The following is an 18,403-nucleotide window of genomic DNA, read 5'->3' on the forward strand; positions in this document are numbered from 1 at the left end:
TCCCTGCCCTCAGGGAGTTGGGACGGGGCACCGGACGCCCCGTCCCGCTGTGACACCTCACGCGGCTTAGTGCATTTCGCACATGTCACCGCGCCAGCGAACGGTCAGTTCCAGATGGGATTTTCCTTCTGCATCTGTTCCTTGGTCTTCGATTCCCAATACGCGCCGATCTGGCGTTCGGTGACGTAACCCCGCTTCAGCGAATCGATCTTGCTGAAGTTCTTGTACACCTGCGGCATCCCCGCTTTCGCTTCATCACGGCTCAGCTTGCCGTCGTGGTTGGCATCGGCCGCCTTGAAGCGGTCCGAAATAAGCGCCTTGGCTTCGGCGGTGGTCGATGGTGCTGCCGGGACCTGAGCGGAGTCTGCTCCCGGGGCACTCGCCTGCTGGGCACTCGCGGCCGTAAAGGCCAGCGCCAGCACGGCTGCCAAGCATACTGCAGGCAATTTACGCACGATCATTTCCATCTCCTCTAGCGTTTTTGTCGAGAAGGGCCTTCTTGCGAAATACCGGCAAAAAAAATCCCTGTGAGCCAAAGCTCACAGGGAATTCTAGGCACTGGTGATCCCGCCTACCAACACATTTATGCATCCGCGGGTCTGTCAGTCGAGTGCTTCTTGACTGACGACAAGTCTTACTCGCCCAGATAGGCGGCGCGCACCTTCGGATCGTCCAGCATCTGCTTCGCCTCACCGTTCATCGTGATCAGGCCCGATTCCATCACATAGCCGCGGTGCGCGGCCTGCAGCGCCAGGCGCGCGTTCTGCTCCACGAGCAGCACAGTCACGCCTTGCGCCGACACGCTGCGCACCACCTCGAAGATCTTTTCGACCATGATCGGCGACAGACCCATCGACGGCTCGTCCAGCAGCAACAGCTTGGGCTGGCTCATCAGCGCACGCGCCATGGCCAGCATCTGCTGTTCACCGCCCGACATCGTGCCGGCCAGCTGGTTCGCACGCTCCTTGAGGCGCGGGAACGTCTGGAACATGCGGTCGATATCGTCCTTGATGGTGCTCTCGTCGTTGCGGGTGTAGGCGCCCATCTGCAGGTTTTCGGTGATGGTCATGCGCGCGAACACGCCGCGGCCTTCCGGCACCATCGCCAGGCCCTGCTTGAGCAGCGCGTAGCTCGGCACGCCCTTGATGGACTTGCCCATGTATTCCACGTCGCCGCCCGCCCAGCCCTGCAGGCCGGTGATGGCCTTCATGGTCGTGGTCTTGCCGGCGCCATTGGCGCCGATCAGCGTCACGAGTTCGCCGTCCTTGATTTCGAGGTCGACGCCCTTCACCGCCTGGATGCCGCCATAGGCAACCTTGAGGCCGGAGATCTTCAGTACTGTCTGTTTCATTGCTGTCCTCCGCCTCAGTGCGCCGAAGCACCCAGGTAAGCCTCGATCACCGCCGGGTTGCTCTGTACTTCCTGCGGCAGCCCTTGCGCGATCACCTTGCCGTAGTCGAGCACGGTCAGGCGGTTGCAAAGGCCCATCACGAGCTTCACGTCGTGCTCGATCAGCAGGATGGTCTTGCCATCGTTCTTGATCTTTTCGAGCAGGCCGCGCAGCTCGACCTTCTCGGTCGCGTTCATGCCCGCTGCCGGCTCGTCCAGCGCGAGCAGCTTGGGCTCGGTCGCCAGCGCGCGGGCAATTTCCAGGCGGCGCTGGTGGCCATAGGACAGATTGCGCGAGGTGAAGTTGGCGTACTTGCTGATGCCGACGTACTCGAGCAGGTCGTGAGCCATATCCTCGATACCCTCTTCCTCACGGCGCACGCCGGGCGGGCGGAAGATAGCGCCGAACAGGCCGGCCTTGGTACGGACGTGACGGCCCACCATGACGTTCTCCAGCGCCGTCATGTCGCCAAACAGGCGAATGTTCTGGAACGTGCGCGCGATACCGGTCTTGGCCACTTCATGCACGGCCGTCGGCTGGTAGGGCTTGCCGCCCAGCCTGAAATCGCCGGAATCGGGCGTATACAGGCCGGTAATCACGTTGAAGAACGTGGTCTTGCCGGCGCCGTTCGGGCCGATCAGGCCATAGATTTCGCCGGCCTTGATCTGCAGGCCCACATCGGACAGCGCCTGCAGGCCGCCGAAACGCTTGTTGACCCCCTGTACCGACAGGAGGAAATCGTTGTTGCTCATGTTGTCCTCCTGGTCAGAAACGGCCCACACTGCCCGCACGGCGCACCACCGGGCGGTCTTCCTTGCGCGGCGACGGCCAGATCCCTGCCGGGCGGTAGAGCATCACGCCGACCAGGGCCAGGCCGAACAGCAACTGGCGCAGGACTTCGGCGTCAACGATCACGTGACCGAAAATGCCGGTCTGGATCGGCTCGGCGACCACGCGCAGCAACTCCTGGAAGCCGACCAGCAGGATGCCGCCCAGGATCACGCCCGGGATATGGCCCATGCCGCCCAGCACCACGATGGCCAGGATGTAGATCGATTCCCACAGCGTGAACGATTCCGGCGACACGAAGCCCTGGAACGCACCGAACACCGCACCCGAGGCACCGCCGAACGATGCGCCCATGGCGAAGGCCAGCAGCTTGATGTTGCGGGTGTTGATGCCCATCGCCTTGGCGGCGATCTCGTCTTCGCGGATCGCCACGAACGCACGGCCAATGCGCGAGTTCTGCAAGCGGATACAGACGAACACGATCACGATCACCAGCGCGACCAGCAAGTAGTAGTACATGAACACCGGCGAGAACTTCAGCCCGAAGATCTCATGCGTCTTCGAGAAGTCGAAGCCGAAGATGTGGACCGGGTCCACCGCCGTGATGCCCTTCGGCCCGTTGGTGATGTTCAGCGGGCGGTCGAGGTTGTTCATGAAGATGCGGATGATCTCGCCGAAGCCCAGGGTCACGATGGCCAGGTAGTCACCGCGCAGCTTGAGTGTCGGCGCGCCAAGCAGCACGCCGAAGGTCGCTGCCACCAGCACCGCAATCGGCAATACCCACCACATGGACAGGTGCAGCCCGTTCGGGAACAGCTGATGGATCCACTCGAACTGGTTGGCCAGGTGTGGCGAGCCGAGCAGCGCCATCATGTAGGCGCCCACCGCGTAGAACGCGATATAGCCCAGGTCAAGCAGGCCGGCAAAGCCCACCACGATGTTCAGGCCCAGCGCCAGCATGATGTACAGCAGCGCGAAGTCGAGCACGCGCACCCAGTAGTTGCCGCCCAGGGTCTGGACGAAGAACGGGGCGCACAGCGCGATCACCAGGAAGCCCAGCAACGCGGCCAGGGTCTTCGCCGGAACTTTGGACGGCGCGGCGACGGCGGCCGTGGATGGAATCGGAGTATTCATGGATTCGCTCCCCTCAGGCACGGTCAGCCACGCGTTCGCCCATGATGCCGGACGGACGGAACACAAGTACGGTAATCAGCACAATGAACGCAAAGACGTCCTGGTAGTTCGAACCGAACACGCCATTGGTCAGATCGCCGATATAGCCTGCGCCCAGTGCTTCGATCAGGCCCAGCAGCATGCCGCCGACCATGGCGCCGGCCAGGTTGCCGATGCCGCCCAGCACGGCGGCGGTGAACGCCTTCAGGCCAGGGATGAAGCCCATGTAGAAGTGGGCGTTGCCGTAGTTGGTGGCCATCATCACGCCGGCCAGCGCGGCGAGCGTCGCGCCGATCATGAAGGTGGCGGAGATGACGAAGTTCGGGTTCACGCCCATCAGGCCGGCAACCTTCTGGTTTTCGGCGGTGGCGCGCATCGCGCGGCCCAGCTTGGTGCGGTTGACCAGGGCCAGCAGGCCGGCCATGACCATCACGGCCAGGCCGATGATGACCATTTCCTTGCCGGTGATGGTGGCGCCCGTGGAACCGATGTCGATCGGCTCGGAAGGCAGCAGCTGCGGGAAGGTCAGCGGGTTGCGCGACCAGATCAGCATGCCCGCGGTCTGCAGGATGATGGAAACGCCGATGGCGGTGATCAGCGGGGCCAGGCGCGGCGCATTGCGCAGCGGCCGGTAGGCGATCCGCTCGATGGAATAGGCAAGTACTGCACAAACCGGCATGGCGATCAGCGTGGCGATCACCAGCGTCAGCCACTCGGGCAGGCCGGGCGCGAATTTCTGCAGCCCAAGAATCGCTGACAAAGCGGTCAGCGCGCCAATCATCAGGACGTCGCCGTGGGCGAAGTTGATGATGCCCAGAATGCCGTAGACCATGGTGTAGCCCAGTGCGATCAGCGCATAGATGCTGCCGAGCACCAGACCGTTCACGATCTGTTGGATAAAGATATCCATGAAAACTCCTGCTTCAGTCCCGGTTCCTGCGGCATGGTGTGGATGCCGGGGGGACCATGGTGTGGGATGGGTAGTATGTTGCGGTGGTGGGTTTGCTGGTAAGCGGCCTGCCCTGCTCCATCCATGGTAAGGATGCTTCTACATTAGGCGAGGCTAAAAAGAACGGCACCGCAAAATACTCACGGTGCCGTTCGGATGGGCCGGTAAGCCCGAATTACATCTTCACGACGTCGAGGACGGACTTCTTCTTGTCCTTGTACTCGTACAGCGTGATGGTGCCTTCCTTCATGTCGCCCTTCTCGTCGAAGGCGATGTTGCCGATCACGCCCTTGTAGTTGGTCTTGGGCATTTCGGCCAGGATGGCGGCCGGCTCGACCGAGTTGGCGCGCTTCATGGCATCCACGATGACCATCACGGCGTCATACGTGAACGGTGCATAGATCTGCACCGGCGCGTTGAAGCGGGCCTGGTAGCGCTTCTGGAAGTCGGCGCCGTTCTCCATCTTCGACAGGGCCAGGCCTGCCTCGGAGCAGATGATGTTGGACACGGCATCGCCGGCCAGCTCGGCCACCTTGTCGGTACAGACGCCATCGCCGCCAACGATCTTGGACGAGATGCCCAGTTCCTTGGCCTGCTTGGCGAACGGGCCGCCGGTGGCGTCCATGCCGCCGTACATGATGACGTCCGGCTTCTTGCCCTTGATCTTGGTCAGAATGGCCTTGAAGTCGGTGGCCTTGTCGTTGGTGGCTTCACGCGCCACCACGTTCACGCCGGCCGCCTTGGCGGTCTTCTCGAACTCGTCGGCCAGGCCCTTGCCGTAGGCGGTGGCATCGTCGACGATGGCCACGCTCTTGGCATGCAGGCTCTTGGCAGCGTAGTTGGCCAGTGCCGGACCTTGCTGGGCATCGGTGGCGACCACGCGGTAGGTCGTCTTGAAGCCTTGCTTGGTGTAGTCCGGGTTGGTCGACGACGGCGAGATCTGGACGATGCCCGCATCGCTGTAGATCTTCGAGGCCGGGATCGACACGCCCGAGTTCAGGTGGCCGACCACGGCCACGACCTTGGCATCCACCAGCTTCTGGGCGACGGAGGTGCCGGTCTTCGGATCCGCGGCATCGTCTTCACCGACCAGTTCCAGCTTGATCTTCTTGCCGCCGACTTCCAGGCCGGCCTTGTTGACTTCTTCCACGGCCAGGCGGGCGCCGTTTTCGTTGTCCTTGCCAAGGTGGGCGATACCGCCGGTCAGCGGGGCCGCGTGGCCGATCTTGACGACGACTTCACCGCCGCCGGCGGCCGGAGCAGCCGCTGCCGGAGCCGATGCCGACGGTTCAGCCGGCTTTTCTTCTTTCTTGCCGCAAGCTGTAACGAGCGCCACTGCGGCCGCGATCGGCAGAATCTTGGCAAACGTGATTTGCATGAGTGATCTCCTAGGATTCACAAAATGGGGATTTGCAACGCCTCCCGGGCGCCTCCCCATACCGCCTTTGTTTAGTTTCAATTTGAAACGCGCGCATTGTATCCCCTTTCTTCGGCGATGCAATACGCGACGCAACAACCTGAGCGATTTACCCGCCAAATGAGCTAGGGAATTTCCCCAATGCACAGATTGGGGCAATTCCCGCTCACCTGACGGGGCCGCACCATCGCTTACAAGAATCGTGCCCGGTAGCTCTCTCCCCTCGAAATTTGCACGCCCGGTGCCACGTATAATCCATCTGTATTAATTAGGCGTTTCATTCCATAAACCCTGCACCAATCTCTAATGTGCAGAATGTAGCGCCGCACCATAATAGGGAAAACCCCAGTCACGGGGATTACCCTGATTTGTCTGCTTGCATTGACAGGTACGTAATCGATGCACCTTATCGGAGCGCAATGTCATGGGAATGGCGATTATTGTTGTGACGATAAAGGCATTCGGCAAGACGGAATGAAAATGCGCGCGCGGTCACGCACGTATCGTGCGAAAGCAGTCTGGACGCAAAGGCAGGAGAGAGGCGCCGCAGAACGCGGCGCCGGCAAGTCAGGTCAGCAGGTCAGGCCGTGACGCCGACCGTGGCGGCGGCCTGCAGGCCGCGCGGGAGCGGGAACGCCATGTTTTCTTCGATCCCGGCGAGAGCACGTACGTGGCCGGCACCGAGTTCGCGCAGGCGAGCGACGATGGACTGGGCCAGTTCCTCGGGCGCCGACGCCCCGGCGGTCAGGCCGATACGCCGCTTGCCCGCGACCCATTCCGGGCGCACCTGCTCGGGGGCATCCACCATATAGGCAGGCACGCCTAGTCGTGCGGCCAGTTCGCGCAACCGGTTCGAGTTCGAACTGTTGGGGCTGCCCACCACGATCACCACGTCGACCTGGGGCGCCATGAACTTCACGGCATCCTGGCGATTCTGCGTGGCGTAGCAGATATCTTGCTTCTTGGGCTCGCGGATCAGCGGGAAACGCGCCTTGAGCGCGGCCACGATCTCGAGGGTTTCATCGACCGACAGCGTGGTCTGCGTCACGTACGCCAGGCGCGCGGGATCGGCAACCACCAGCCCGGCAACATCCGCCACCGACTCCACCAGCAGCATGCCGCCTTCGGCCTGGCCCATGGTGCCTTCGACTTCCGGGTGCCCGCGGTGGCCGATCATCACGATCTCGCAGCCCTCCGCGCGCATCTTGCCGACTTCGACATGGACCTTGGTCACCAGCGGGCAAGTCGCGTCGAACACGTTCAGGCCGCGTGAGGCAGCTTCGGCGCGAACATCCTTCGACACGCCGTGGGCACTGAAGATAACGGTGGCGCCGGCCGGTACTTCGTCGAGCTCGCGCACGAACACAGCGCCCTTGCGGCGCAGGTCGGCGACGACATAGGCGTTGTGGACAATCTCGTGACGCACATAGATTGGCGCCCCAAAACGCGTTAGCGCGCGCTCGACGATCTCGATGGCGCGGTCGACGCCGGCGCAGAAGCCGCGCGGCTGCGCCATCAGGATCTCGGCATCGGGTGCGGTAGTCAGGTCAGGCATGCTGCAATATCAGGACAAGTGAGCGTAATCAGAGGATCCCGATCAGCTGCACGTCGAACAGGATGGTCTGCCCGGCCAGCGGATGGTTGAAATCGAACAGCGCCGCAGTGTCGCCGATCTCCTTGAGGACGCCCGCATACTTGCCGCCGCCGGGTGCGTTGAACTCGACCAGATCGCCGGGGCTGTAGTCTTCCTCGAACGAACTGTTCTCGCGCAGCGTGGCGAGCGATACCCACTGCAGCAATTCCGGGTTGCGCGGGCCAAATGCCAGTTCGGGCGCCAGGCGGTAGGTCATGCGCTCGCCCTCGGGCATGCCGAGCAGCGCCTGCTCCAGCGTCGGGGCGAGTTGCCCCTGGCCAAGCAGCATCGTGGCGGGATTCTCCTCGAACGTGCTCACGACTTCGGTGCCGTTTTCGAGAGAGATACTGTAGTGGAGGGTCAGGAAGGAGTCGGCCTGGACCGTCTTGCGGCCAGCCGCGCCGCCGTCGGCTTCCGACGCAAATGTTTGCAAATTCATGGGTGATCAACCTGTCGACAACCCGTATTGTATTCGACTGGGCCACCGGACGCCCTGCCGATCCACCCTCGCCCGGCCCGACGCACCCGTCCCGAGACTCCTGCGACATGAGCATCACAAACTGGCCCGCCTGCGAGCGGCCGCGAGAAAAACTGCAGGAATGCGGCGCCGCCGCATTGTCTGACGCCGAACTGCTGGCCGTATTCCTTCGCGTTGGCGCAACCGGCAAGAGCGCGGTGGAGCTTGCGCGCGACCTGATGGTCCGCTTCGGCTCGCTGACGCGCCTGTTCACGGCCGACGCGCGCGCCGTGCTCGGCATCCGGGGCATGGGTGAAGCCAAGTACACCCAGCTGCAAGCCGTGCCCGAACTGGCGCGCCGCATGCTCGCCGAGTCACTGGAACTGCCGAGCGGACTGGATTCCCCCGCGGCGGTACGCAGCTATCTGCGCCTGACACTGGCGCCGCTCGCCCAGGAGGTCTTCGTCTGCCTGTTTTTGGACACACGCAACCGCATGATCGCCAGCGAGGAGCTGTTCCGCGGCACGCTGAACCAGACCGCCGTCTACCCGCGGGAAGTGGCGCGCCGGGCGCTGGCGCATAATGCGGCCAGCGTCATCATCGCGCATAATCACCCCTCCGGCTGTTGTACGCCGAGCCAGAGCGACCTGCAGATGACGCGCATGCTGGCGCGCGCGCTCGACCTGATCGATGTGCGGCTGCTCGACCATTTCGTCGTGGCCGGCACCCATGTGCACTCGTTTGCCGAACACGGCCAGCTTAAGACCGCCACGTGACGCCTGCAGCACGGCGCAGAGGTATACGGCCGGTATACAACGCCAGAGTGGCGAAGGCATTGATTAGCCGATGCTTTCCGGTCTATAATGCCCGTTTTGCTGAAGTCTCATCCGCTGCAGTCCGGGCCGTGCGCCTTTTGTTGATCTGTTGCGAACATTGTCCACGAATAGAAGAGTTAGGAGTGCTTCATGGCACGCGTCTGTCAAGTGACCGGGAAAGCGCCGATGGTCGGCAACAACGTTTCCCACGCAAACAACAAGACCAAGCGCCGTTTTCTGCCCAACCTGCAGAATCGTCGTTTCTTTGTTGAATCGGAAAACCGTTGGGTGAGCCTGCGCGTCTCGAACGCCGGCCTGCGCCTGATCGACAAGAAAGGCATCGACTCCGTGCTCGCCGACCTGCGCGCACGCGGCGAAGTCTAATTAGGAGTACATCATGGCAAGCAAGGGCGGCCGCGACAAAATCAAGCTGGAATCGACCGCAGGTACCGGTCACTTCTACACCACGACCAAGAACAAGCGCACCATGCCGGAAAAGATGGAGATCATGAAGTTCGATCCCGTCGCCCGCAAGCACGTCGCTTACAAGGAAACCAAGATCAAGTAATTGATCCCGGTTTTCATCCAAAAGGCCCCGCAACCGCGGGGCTTTTTGTTTTGTGGCGCCGACGCGGCTTGCGGCCGGACCGCAGGGCAATTTGACCCTAGCGCCATCGCAGCCCTGATGCATCAGGGCACCACCCGGGTGTAGACTTTCGAGCTTTCCCTCTAGCGCCGCGCGCCCCCGCGCGGGCAACTCCTGCACCATGAACTTCGACGTCGCCATCGTAGGCAGCGGGCTGGCCGGTCTCACGGTCGCGCTGCAACTGGCCGACACCCATCGGGTTGTCATCCTCAGCAAGCGCGCCATGACGCAGGGCGCCAGCGACTGGGCACAGGGCGGCATTGCCGCCGTGCTCGATTCGGGCGACAGCCACGACGAGCATACGCAGGACACGCTCGTGGCCGGTGCGGGCCTGTGCGATGAAGAGGCAACGCGCTTCATCGTCGAGCATGGACGCGAAGCGATCCAGTGGCTGATCGACCGCGGCGTACCGTTCACCAAGGACGAGCAGGCCGAACTCGGCTATCACCTGACACGCGAAGGCGGGCATAGCCGGCGCCGCATCATCCATGCCGCGGATGCCACGGGCCACGCCGTGGTCAGCACGTTGTCGGAGATGGCCCGCCAGCACCCGAACATCACCATCATCGAAGACCAGTTTGCGATCGACCTGATCACGTCGCGCAAACTGGGGCTGCCGGGTAACCGCTGCTACGGCCTGTACGTGCTCGACGACAGCACCGAGGAAGTGCGCACCATCACCGCAACGCACACGGTGCTGGCGGCCGGCGGCGCAGGCAAGGTGTACCTGTACACAACCAACCCCGACACGGCCACTGGCGACGGCATTGCCATGGCCTGGCGCGCGGGCTGCCGCGTGTCGAACATGGAATTCATCCAGTTCCATCCGACCTGCCTATACCACCCCTACGCCAAGTCATTCCTGATCTCGGAAGCCGTGCGCGGCGAAGGCGGGCTGCTCAAGCTGCCCGACGGCACCCGCTTCATGCCCGAGCATGATGAGCGCGCCGAACTCGCGCCGCGCGACGTGGTGGCACGGGCGATCGACTTCGAAATGAAGAAGCGCGGCCTGGACTGCGTCTACCTCGACATCACGCACCAGCCCGAAGCCTTCCTCAAGGAACACTTCCCCACGATCCACGCGCGCTGCCTGGAACTGGGCATCGACATCGCGCACGAACCGATCCCCGTCGTGCCGGCGGCGCACTACACCTGCGGCGGCGTGGTGACCGACACCCTTGGCCGCACCGACATCGGCAATCTCTACGCCGTTGGCGAGACGGCATGCACCGGGCTACATGGCGCCAACCGTCTTGCATCGAATTCGCTGCTCGAATGCATCGTGATCGGACGCGCGGCGGCGACCGACATCGCAAGCCAGGACAAGGCCGGCCTGCCGGATCTCGCATTGCCGTCCTGGGACGAAAGCCGCGTCTCCGACGCCGACGAGGAAGTCGTGGTCTCCCACAACTGGGACGAGCTGCGCCGCATGATGTGGAACTACGTCGGCATCGTGCGCACCAGCAAGCGGCTGGAACGCGCACAGCACCGCATCAGCCTGTTGCGTGAGGAGATTGCCGAGTACTACGCGAACTTCCGCGTCACGCGTGACCTGCTCGAGTTGCGCAATCTCGTGGAAGTCGCCTCGCTGATCGTCGACAGCGCGTACTCCCGCCACGAAAGCCGCGGCCTGCATTTCAGCCGCGACTATCCGGATACGTTGCCGAAGGCCCTGCCTACCGTGATGCAGCCCGCCCGCAAGCGCTGAACGGAACCGCCTGCACGCAGAAAGCAAAACGGCCCGCATCAAGCGGGCCGTTTTTGTTCCGATGTAGCAGGCGATCAGCCGATGATCCGCAGTGAGTAGTCGGTCGCGCGCACATCCTTGGTCAGTGCCCCCACCGAGATACGGTCCACGCCGGTCTCGGCGAACGTGCGGATGGTTTCGGCATTGACGCCGCCGGATACCTCGAGCAACGCACGGCCGGCGTTGATGCGCACGGCATCATGCATCATCGGCACGGTGAAGTTGTCGATCAGGATCGAGGTCGCGCCAGCGGCCAGCGCTTCTTCCAGCTCGGCCAGCGATTCCACTTCGATCTGGATCGACGCATCGGCGCCCAAGGCCAGCGCGGCCTCCATCGCAGCCGTGATGCTGCCCGCAGCGGCGATGTGGTTTTCCTTGATCAGGATGCCATCGTACAGCGCGAGGCGCTGGTTTTCGCCCCCGCCAATCCGGACCGCATACTTCTGGGCCAGCCGGAGGCCAGGCAGCGTCTTGCGGGTATCCAGTACGCGCGCATTGGTGCCGGCGATCAGGTCGGCGTAGCGTCGCGTTACCGTTGCCACGCCCGACAGCAGTTGCAGGAAATTCAGCGCCGGACGCTCCGCCGTAAGCAGCGCCCGCGCCGGCCCTGCGATCTCGCAGACCACGGAATCCGGCGCCATGCGGGCACCCTCTTCCTGCTTCCACGTGACCGTCAGCCGCTCGTCCACCGCCTTCATGCAGGCCGAGAACCACGGCTGGCCGCACAATATGGCCTGCTCGCGCACGATCACGCGCGCCTGCGCCTGCTTGTCCGCCGGTATCAGCAGACCGGTCAGGTCACCGCTACCGACGTCCTCGGCGATCGCCGCGCTGACGTTGGCGTCCAGCGCCGCCTTCAGCGCCGGACCATAACTATCGAAAACCGAATTCACGCTCATGCCGGACCGATTCCCTGGAACAAGGCCTGTTCCTTCGCAAGGTCCGCCGCCGGCCGGACATTGGCCTTCTGCTGCGCAGCGAAGTCGAGCATGCGGTTGATGCAGGTCACCGCCTGGCGGCCGGTGGCCGGATCCACATGGATCTCGTTGCGGCCGGTTTCGAGCACTTCGGCCAGGTTCGACAGCGCATTCATCGCCATCCACGGGCAGTGTGCGCAGCTCTTGCAGGTCGCGCTGTTGCCCGCCGTCGGAGCTTCGATGAAATGCTTGCCCGGTGCCGCCATCCGCATCTTGTGCAGGATGCCGTTGTCCGTAGCCACGATGAACTCGGTCGCGTCCAGTTCCTGCGCGGCCGCGATGAGCTGCGACGTGGAACCGACCACATCGGCCTGCTCGACCACATTGGCCGGCGACTCCGGATGCACGAGGATCTTCGCCTTGGGAAACTCGCGGCGCAGCAGATCGAGTTCGATGCCCTTGAACTCGTCATGGACCAGGCACGAGCCCTGCCACAGCAGCATGTCGGCGCCAGTCTCCTTCTGAATATAGCTGCCGAGGTGCTTGTCAGGCGCCCACAGGATCTTCTCGCCGCGTGCGTGCAGATGCTGGACGATCTTCAGGCCGATGCTGGACGTCACCATCCAGTCCGCGCGCGCCTTCACCGCGGCGCTGGTGTTCGCGTACACGACCACGGTGCGGTCCGGATGCGCATCGCAGAACGCCGCGAACTCGTCCGCCGGGCAGCCGAGATCGAGCGAGCAGGTCGCATCCAGGTCCGGCATCAGGATGGTTTTTTCCGGGCTCAGGATCTTCGCGGTTTCGCCCATGAAGCGCACACCGGCCACGACCAGGGTCTGGGCCGAATGGTCACGGCCGAAGCGCGCCATTTCGAGCGAGTCGGAAACGCAGCCGCCGGTTTCCTCGGCGAGGTCCTGCAGGTCGGCATCCACGTAATAGTGGGCGACCAGCACGGCATTGCGCTCCTTCAGCAACCGCCTGATACGCGCCTTGAGCGCCTGGCGTTCGTCGGGCGTCAGCACGGGGGGCACCTTGGCCCAGGCGTGGGCCACGCAGCTACCGCCGGCGGGGCTTTCGGTATCCGTCAGGTCCGGTTTTTCGAACTCGACGGTCTTGATCGATTGTGGGGTCATCTCCGGTACTCCTCTAGACCTCACGCATGCAACGTCATGCGGACAGCCAGAACCTGGGGGAGTTTATCTAAAACAAAAGCCCCGCCATGGGCGGGGCTTTGTAACCATACGGCGCGGCCGAATTGTATCAGGCGTAGCGGCGCAGGCGCAGCGAAAAATCGTGCAGCGCCTGGATACCGCTAGCCTCGGCACGATGGCACCAGGCCTGCAGCTGTTGCAGCAGCTGCTCGCGCGTCAGGTTGGAACGGCCCCAGATGGCGGCCAGTTCACGTCGCATTTCCACGAAAGTGTGCAGCGACTTGCTCTGCTCGACGATGCTCGCGAGCTGCTGGCGCTGCGGCGCGGCCAGCTTGGCCTCTTCGCGGTGGAACCACTTGCTGGCCGGCTTGAACGTGCGGTACTCGGCAACGCGGCCTTCCTTGAGTTGTTCCAGCTCCTGGCGGAACGCGCTCTTCACGGCCTTGGCGTAGCGGGCCATTACGTCATAGCGGTTGGCGATGATCGCTTCCAGCGTGTTCTCGTCGACCGGACGCGCTTCCACCAGGCGTGCCTTGGGCGGCGTCTTCTTCACCTTGGCCAGGCCAACGGCCTGCATGGCGCGGATATAACCCCAACCCACATCGAACTCGTACCACTTAATCGAGAACTTCGCCGAAGTCGGATAGGTGTGGTGGTTGTTGTGCAGCTCTTCGCCACCGATGATCAGGCCCCACGGCGAGACATTGGTCGATGCATCTTCGCAATCGTAATTGCGATAGCCCCACCAGTGGCCCAGGCCATTGATGATGCCGGCAGCGTGGATCGGGATCCACAGCATCTGCACGGCCCAGACCGTCATGCCGATCACGCCGAACAGCGCCAGGTCGATGATCAGCATCAGGCCGACGCCCTGCCAGCCGAAGCGCGAGTACACATTGCGCTCGACCCAGTCGTTCGGGCAACCATGGCCGAACTTGGCGACGGTTTCCTTGTTCTTGGCCTCGGCGCGGTACAGCTCGGCGCCTTCCAGCAGCACCTTGCGGATGCCGCGGGTCTGCGGGCTATGCGGATCATCCTCGGTCTCGCACTTGGCGTGGTGCTTGCGGTGGATCGCGGTCCACTCGCGCGTGACCATACCTGTGGTCAGCCAGAGCCAGAAGCGGAAAAAATGCTGGGCAATCGGGTGCAGGTCCAGCGAGCGGTGCGCCATGCACCGATGCAGGAAGATGGTGACGCCCGCGATGGTGATGTGCGTCACCACCAGCGTGTAGATCACGATCTCCCACCAGGACCAGTTGGCAAGGCCGTTCGCGGCCCAGTCAAGAATAGTGTCGAACAAACTCTGTTCTCCGTCAGTTAAACAGGGGCTTTCCTTTGCGGCTGCCCCGGCGCCGTGCACAACGCGCAGAAAAAAGACTGCAAATCTACTGATTGCGATTTGGTCTGGCGTCCGCCACGGACCCACCATCTGTTGGCGGGGACCCCTGGCGCGCAGCTCCGGCGCCGGCGTTGGCAGGCGGGACAGGCACGAGCCGCTGCAATCTGGCGGCTGTCTGGTGTGGGGGCGGGATGCTTCGCAAACCCGCGACAACCCGGCATTCTACCGGATCATGCAGGCCTGAGTCATACGCTTTTTCCCGGAGTTTGACGGGCGCGCTTCATTTTTGTTCCCTTGTGAAGCGCCCGCCTGTTTCCTTATGCAGTCATGCCTGACTCGCCACTTTCACGGCTTGCCCGGAGGCGTCACTCAATGGCTGAAGGTGACCATTGGTCAACACACGGACCTCCCGCTGAGGATAGGGAATGGAGATTCCGTGCTCGCGCAGGGTTCGCCAGATCGCGCGGTTCATGGCGGACTGCACGCCAAGCTTGCCGTTCTGCGGATCGGCGATGTAAACCGCGACCTCATATTCGATGCCGCTGTCTGCAAACAGCACCAGGAACGCCGCTGGCGCCGGGTCCTGCAACACCCTCGGCAATTCGCGCACGCATTCCGTGAGCAGCATGATCACGGTCTCGGGATCGGCGCTGTAGTCGGCCTGCACGCGCGTTGCGACGCGGACATTGGTGTTCGAAAACGAGTGGTTTTGCACCGATTGGGCCACCAACTGCTCGTTCGGCACCAACGTCTCGCCGTCGCCATTGCGCACCACCGTGTATCGCGTGCGGATCTGCGAGACGATGCCCGTGTACTTGTCCACCGTAATCTGGTCGCCGAGCTTGACCGAACGATCGAGCAAAATGATGAAGCCGGAAATGTAGTTGCTGGCGATCTTCTGCAGGCCGAGACCGAGACCGACACCCAGTGCACCGCCGAATACCGACAGAACGGTCAGGTCGATGCCGACCAGCGACAGGCTCAGCAACAGCGAGACCAGCAGCAGCAGCGCCTTGGAAATGCGGGTCAGCACGACCTTGAGGTTCACGTCCAGGCTGGCGGAGCGCATCAGGCGTTCCTCGAGCCACGAACCGAACCACATGGCCACCAGCACCGTCAGCAGGATCCAGACTGCGGCCATCAGCGTATCGGCAAGGCTCACCTTCTGCTTGCCGAGCGAAAACCGCATGCCCTCCATCCATTTCATTACCTCCGGCAGCACGCCAAGGACGTACAGTGCCATCGCTACCCACACTAGCGTGGTGAGCACCTTTTCCACGAGCAGCAGCATGCCGTGCAACTGGCCGCTGCCCGAAAGCACGCGGCGCAGGATGTAGAACGTGAAATAAAGGGAGGTAATGCCAAATAGCGGCACCAGGGCTAGTCGCAGCACGCTGATCGCCATGACTGGCTCCAGCGCAAAGCGGGCCGTCATAACGAGCAGCCAGCCGAATAGCGGGAACATGGCCCGTTCCAGGCTGGCCGCGGCGAAGCGCAGCGAGAAGCTGGACGCGGCGTAGTGCTTCTCAAGCCGCTTGTCCACAAAACGCGCAAGCGGCCACGCCGCCAGCAGGCAGCCTGCCAGCACGACGAGTTGCCAGATGAAGCCGGGCCCGCCCGCGTCCCGCATCAGGTCGTCGAGCATCCTGCCAAAGGTCGCATGCGAGGCCGTCAGGTCGGCCAATGGGTTTCCGTTCATGGGATTTCTACCTGGATACCCTGTCGCCGCACCGGCAGCCGCGCGGAGCGCGCGATTGCCGGTGGGATGGGGAGATTACTGCGTGCGCTCCAGCACTGCGGCGAAGAAGCCGTCAGTCTGGTGCTGATGAGGATACAGCGCGAACATGCCGCCTTCTGTCTGCAACGCCGGTACTTCGATCTTTTGCTCGGCCAGCACTTCCGTCGCCGGAACGAGGCGGAAATTCGGGTGTTTGGACAGGAAATCGCGGACGATCGCCTCGTTTTCCGCCTCGAGCACGCTGCAAGTGGCATAAACCACGCGCCCGCCACCCTTGACCAGCCGCGCCGCAGCCTCGAGGATTGCGCTTTGCTTGGCGGTCAGCTCAAGCACCGATTCCGGGCTCTGGCGCCATTTCAGATCCGGATTACGCCGCAGCGTCCCGAGGCCGCTGCACGGGGCGTCCACAAGCACGCGGTCGATCTTGCCCGCCAGGCGCTTGACCTTGGCATCGCGCTCGGAGTCGATCAATACGGGATGCACGTTCGACAAACCGCTGCGCGCAAGCCGCGGCTTCAGGTTGGCAAGCCGCTTTTCCGACACATCGAAGGCATAGAGACGGCCCGTCGAGCGCATGGCCACGCCAAGGGCGAGCGTCTTGCCGCCTGCGCCGGCACAGAAATCGACGACCATCTCGCCGCGCTTCGGTCCGACCAGGTTGCACAGCAGCTGGCTACCCTCGTCCTGGACTTCCACCAGGCCGTTCACGAACATCGGCAACTGGTTCAGCGCTGGCTTGCCCTGCATGCGGATGCCAGCGGGAGCCATCGGCGTGGGCTCGGCACGCAAACCCGCAGCCTCCAATTCGGCGAGTGCTGCCTCGCGCGTGGTCTTGATGAGATTCACACGCAGATCCAACGGCGCCGGGCGCAACCATGCGTCGCCGAGCGCCGACGTAAAGGCCTCGCCATGGCGCGCCACGAGGTTATCGAACAGCCACTCAGGCAGATTCGCCCGTACCCGCGGCGACAGGCTCGATCGCTCGATCGTGGTCAGGCGGTCTAGCCACTCGGCCTCGTCGGGATACAGGAACGGCGAAAGCATATCGCGGCCGAGTGTGGCCGCCAGGCCCAGCAGCGCCAGGCGACGCGAAGCCGAACCGGTGCCGCTCTCGGCGAACTGGCCGAATTCCACACGCCGGCGCAGTACCGCGTAGACGGCCTCGGCAATGATGCCGCGCTCGCGATGGCCGAGCTTGCTGTTTTCGCGGAAGTAATAGCTCACCACGGCGTCGGCGGGACGCGCGAACAGCATGACCTTGCCCAACAGACGGTCGATATGCTGGATATGGGACGCGTGCAGACCTCCGTGCACGCGCGTGGGCTGACCATCGGCCCCCGGACCCTGAGCGGAACGCGCGTTTGCCGGCTTGCGGATCGGGCTCGACTTGCGGGCTTTCGCCGGTTGACGGGAATCCTTGGGCGCCGGGCGCGCCCCGGCCTGATGACGACTCATGGCTTTGCTCCTGCCGCCGGTACACCGGCGGAGATGGCCATAAGCAGTTGCGGCTCGGCCGGATTGACGTGTACGACCCCGTTCTGCACTTGCAGGCGTCCTTCGACGAACCACTGTACGGCGCGGGGATAAATGACATGCTCGCAGTCGAGCAGGCGTGCGGCGAGGCTCTCGGAAGTATCGCCTGGCAACACATCGAGAGCCGCCTGGATCACGATCGGACCGTGATCAAGTTCCGGGGTCACGAAATGCACGGTCGCGCCGTGCAGCTTCACGCCCGCGTCGAGCGCCTGCTTGTGGGTGTTCAGGCCCGGGAAGCACGGCAGCAGCGACGGATGGATATTGAGCAGTCTGCCGGCATAGCGATCGACAAAGCCGGTGGTCAGGATGCGCATAAAGCCGGCAAGCACGACCAGATCAGGCTCATGGGCATCAATGGCCTCGGCCAGTGCCGCATCGAAGCTCGCACGGTCGGGATGCTGGCGATGATCGACCACGCCTGCGGCAATGCCGTGGTCCTTGGCAAACTGCAGTCCGGCGGCATCCGGCCGGTTCGAAATGACTGCGGCAATGCGCGCCGGCCAGCCGCCGGCCGCGCAAGCCCGGACGATGGCTTCCATATTGGAGCCACGCCCTGAAATCAGGATGACGATTTTTTTCATCGCGCAATTCTACCAAGTGCAAGCGCTAAACTCTGCCAAAGCGAATACATTAGGCACTTAATTCACGATAATCGGAGATCCGGAGTGCAACCGGGATGCGACACCCGGGCTGTAAACCCCCATTT

18 protein-coding genes are annotated in these 18,403 nt (G+C 63.2%); 4 read left to right on the forward strand and 14 right to left on the reverse strand.

Going from position 1 to position 18,403, the window contains the following annotated elements; translation table 11 throughout:
- Window positions 1-104 precede the first annotated feature (104 nt).
- The 8 genes from KHO41_RS06140 to KHO41_RS06175 all read right to left on the reverse strand — a co-directional run bounded on the left by KHO41_RS06140 (window position 105) and on the right by KHO41_RS06175 (window position 7,790).
- A complete protein-coding gene (locus KHO41_RS06140) occupies window positions 105-461 on the reverse strand; it encodes an EF-hand domain-containing protein (RefSeq protein ID WP_211952418.1) in 357 nt (118 codons plus the stop codon).
- 173 nt (window positions 462-634) lie between these two features.
- Window positions 635-1,351 carry an ABC transporter ATP-binding protein gene (locus KHO41_RS06145; RefSeq protein ID WP_211952419.1) on the reverse strand — a complete coding sequence of 239 codons (717 nt, stop codon included), beginning with the start codon at window positions 1,349-1,351 and terminating at the stop codon, window positions 635-637.
- A gap of 14 nt (window positions 1,352-1,365) precedes the next feature.
- Window positions 1,366-2,142 (reverse strand): ABC transporter ATP-binding protein, encoded by a 777-nt coding sequence (locus tag KHO41_RS06150; protein ID WP_211952420.1) that lies wholly within the window; start codon window positions 2,140-2,142, stop codon window positions 1,366-1,368.
- A 13-nt stretch (window positions 2,143-2,155) separates the two neighbouring features.
- Window positions 2,156-3,313 (reverse strand): ABC transporter permease subunit, encoded by a 1,158-nt coding sequence (locus KHO41_RS06155; protein ID WP_211952421.1) that lies wholly within the window; start codon window positions 3,311-3,313, stop codon window positions 2,156-2,158.
- A gap of 13 nt (window positions 3,314-3,326) precedes the next feature.
- The gene (locus KHO41_RS06160; protein ID WP_011298876.1) at window positions 3,327-4,262 is read right to left on the reverse strand and encodes a branched-chain amino acid ABC transporter permease; all 936 of its coding nucleotides are present in this window, start codon (window positions 4,260-4,262) and stop codon (window positions 3,327-3,329) included.
- A gap of 214 nt (window positions 4,263-4,476) precedes the next feature.
- Window positions 4,477-5,679 (reverse strand): branched-chain amino acid ABC transporter substrate-binding protein, encoded by a 1,203-nt coding sequence (locus KHO41_RS06165; RefSeq protein WP_211952422.1) that lies wholly within the window; start codon window positions 5,677-5,679, stop codon window positions 4,477-4,479.
- 619 nt (window positions 5,680-6,298) lie between these two features.
- A complete protein-coding gene (gene ispH / locus KHO41_RS06170) occupies window positions 6,299-7,273 on the reverse strand; it encodes a 4-hydroxy-3-methylbut-2-enyl diphosphate reductase (protein ID WP_211952423.1) in 975 nt (324 codons plus the stop codon).
- Between the two features lie 28 nt (window positions 7,274-7,301).
- The gene (locus tag KHO41_RS06175) at window positions 7,302-7,790 is read right to left on the reverse strand and encodes an FKBP-type peptidyl-prolyl cis-trans isomerase (RefSeq protein ID WP_211952424.1); all 489 of its coding nucleotides are present in this window, start codon (window positions 7,788-7,790) and stop codon (window positions 7,302-7,304) included.
- 107 nt (window positions 7,791-7,897) lie between these two features.
- Here KHO41_RS06175 and radC point away from each other — a divergent pair, with 107 nt between their 5' ends.
- The 4 genes from radC to nadB all read left to right on the forward strand — a co-directional run bounded on the left by radC (window position 7,898) and on the right by nadB (window position 10,977).
- On the forward strand, window positions 7,898-8,584 hold the full coding sequence (gene radC / locus KHO41_RS06180) for a RadC family protein (protein ID WP_211952425.1): 687 nt from the start codon (window positions 7,898-7,900) through the stop codon (window positions 8,582-8,584).
- 189 nt (window positions 8,585-8,773) lie between these two features.
- On the forward strand, window positions 8,774-9,007 hold the full coding sequence (rpmB, locus tag KHO41_RS06185) for a 50S ribosomal protein L28 (RefSeq protein WP_006575661.1): 234 nt from the start codon (window positions 8,774-8,776) through the stop codon (window positions 9,005-9,007).
- 13 nt (window positions 9,008-9,020) lie between these two features.
- Window positions 9,021-9,191: a 50S ribosomal protein L33 gene (gene rpmG / locus KHO41_RS06190; RefSeq protein WP_010814980.1), complete on the forward strand. Its 171-nt coding sequence runs from the start codon at window positions 9,021-9,023 to the stop codon at window positions 9,189-9,191.
- 199 nt (window positions 9,192-9,390) lie between these two features.
- The gene (nadB, locus tag KHO41_RS06195; protein WP_211952426.1) at window positions 9,391-10,977 is read left to right on the forward strand and encodes an L-aspartate oxidase; all 1,587 of its coding nucleotides are present in this window, start codon (window positions 9,391-9,393) and stop codon (window positions 10,975-10,977) included.
- Between the two features lie 74 nt (window positions 10,978-11,051).
- Here nadB and nadC read toward each other — a convergent pair whose 3' ends face one another.
- The 6 genes from nadC to purN all read right to left on the reverse strand — a co-directional run bounded on the left by nadC (window position 11,052) and on the right by purN (window position 18,278).
- A complete protein-coding gene (nadC, locus tag KHO41_RS06200; protein ID WP_211952427.1) occupies window positions 11,052-11,915 on the reverse strand; it encodes a carboxylating nicotinate-nucleotide diphosphorylase in 864 nt (287 codons plus the stop codon).
- A complete protein-coding gene (nadA, locus tag KHO41_RS06205) occupies window positions 11,912-13,066 on the reverse strand; it encodes a quinolinate synthase NadA (protein ID WP_211952428.1) in 1,155 nt (384 codons plus the stop codon). Before nadA ends, nadC begins: the two co-directional genes overlap by 4 nt.
- A 127-nt stretch (window positions 13,067-13,193) precedes the next feature.
- On the reverse strand, window positions 13,194-14,384 hold the full coding sequence (locus KHO41_RS06210; RefSeq protein ID WP_211952429.1) for a DesA family fatty acid desaturase: 1,191 nt from the start codon (window positions 14,382-14,384) through the stop codon (window positions 13,194-13,196).
- 364 nt (window positions 14,385-14,748) lie between these two features.
- On the reverse strand, window positions 14,749-16,122 hold the full coding sequence (locus KHO41_RS06215) for a mechanosensitive ion channel family protein (protein WP_211952430.1): 1,374 nt from the start codon (window positions 16,120-16,122) through the stop codon (window positions 14,749-14,751).
- Between the two features lie 75 nt (window positions 16,123-16,197).
- Window positions 16,198-17,616 (reverse strand): RsmB/NOP family class I SAM-dependent RNA methyltransferase, encoded by a 1,419-nt coding sequence (locus tag KHO41_RS06220; RefSeq protein ID WP_211952431.1) that lies wholly within the window; start codon window positions 17,614-17,616, stop codon window positions 16,198-16,200.
- Window positions 17,613-18,278: a phosphoribosylglycinamide formyltransferase gene (gene purN / locus KHO41_RS06225; protein WP_211952432.1), complete on the reverse strand. Its 666-nt coding sequence runs from the start codon at window positions 18,276-18,278 to the stop codon at window positions 17,613-17,615. The genes KHO41_RS06220 and purN overlap by 4 nt, the downstream gene beginning before the upstream one ends.
- Between the last annotated feature and the right edge of the window lie 125 nt (window positions 18,279-18,403).

Origin of the sequence: Cupriavidus numazuensis, from assembly GCF_905397435.1 — a bacterium.
Lineage (GTDB): Bacteria > Pseudomonadota > Gammaproteobacteria > Burkholderiales > Burkholderiaceae > Cupriavidus > Cupriavidus numazuensis.

Excerpts from the sequence above, each read along its gene's own strand:
- KHO41_RS06140 (WP_211952418.1), bottom strand. The coding sequence starts at position 461 with ATGATCGTGCGTAAATTGCCTGCAGTATGCTTGGCAGCCGTGCTGGCG.
- purN (WP_211952432.1), bottom strand. The coding sequence starts at position 18,278 with ATGAAAAAAATCGTCATCCTGATTTCAGGGCGTGGCTCCAATATGGAA.
- KHO41_RS06155 (WP_211952421.1), bottom strand. The coding sequence starts at position 3,313 with ATGAATACTCCGATTCCATCCACGGCCGCCGTCGCCGCGCCGTCCAAA.
- KHO41_RS06220 (WP_211952431.1), bottom strand. The coding sequence starts at position 17,616 with ATGAGTCGTCATCAGGCCGGGGCGCGCCCGGCGCCCAAGGATTCCCGT.
- KHO41_RS06165 (WP_211952422.1), bottom strand. The coding sequence starts at position 5,679 with ATGCAAATCACGTTTGCCAAGATTCTGCCGATCGCGGCCGCAGTGGCG.
- rpmB (WP_006575661.1), top strand. The coding sequence starts at position 8,774 with ATGGCACGCGTCTGTCAAGTGACCGGGAAAGCGCCGATGGTCGGCAAC.
- KHO41_RS06145 (WP_211952419.1), bottom strand. The coding sequence starts at position 1,351 with ATGAAACAGACAGTACTGAAGATCTCCGGCCTCAAGGTTGCCTATGGC.
- nadC (WP_211952427.1), bottom strand. The coding sequence starts at position 11,915 with ATGAGCGTGAATTCGGTTTTCGATAGTTATGGTCCGGCGCTGAAGGCG.
- rpmG (WP_010814980.1), top strand. The coding sequence starts at position 9,021 with ATGGCAAGCAAGGGCGGCCGCGACAAAATCAAGCTGGAATCGACCGCA.
- KHO41_RS06215 (WP_211952430.1), bottom strand. The coding sequence starts at position 16,122 with ATGAACGGAAACCCATTGGCCGACCTGACGGCCTCGCATGCGACCTTT.
- radC (WP_211952425.1), top strand. The coding sequence starts at position 7,898 with ATGAGCATCACAAACTGGCCCGCCTGCGAGCGGCCGCGAGAAAAACTG.
- nadB (WP_211952426.1), top strand. The coding sequence starts at position 9,391 with ATGAACTTCGACGTCGCCATCGTAGGCAGCGGGCTGGCCGGTCTCACG.
- nadA (WP_211952428.1), bottom strand. The coding sequence starts at position 13,066 with ATGACCCCACAATCGATCAAGACCGTCGAGTTCGAAAAACCGGACCTG.
- KHO41_RS06150 (WP_211952420.1), bottom strand. The coding sequence starts at position 2,142 with ATGAGCAACAACGATTTCCTCCTGTCGGTACAGGGGGTCAACAAGCGT.
- ispH (WP_211952423.1), bottom strand. The coding sequence starts at position 7,273 with ATGCCTGACCTGACTACCGCACCCGATGCCGAGATCCTGATGGCGCAG.
- KHO41_RS06160 (WP_011298876.1), bottom strand. The coding sequence starts at position 4,262 with ATGGATATCTTTATCCAACAGATCGTGAACGGTCTGGTGCTCGGCAGC.
- KHO41_RS06175 (WP_211952424.1), bottom strand. The coding sequence starts at position 7,790 with ATGAATTTGCAAACATTTGCGTCGGAAGCCGACGGCGGCGCGGCTGGC.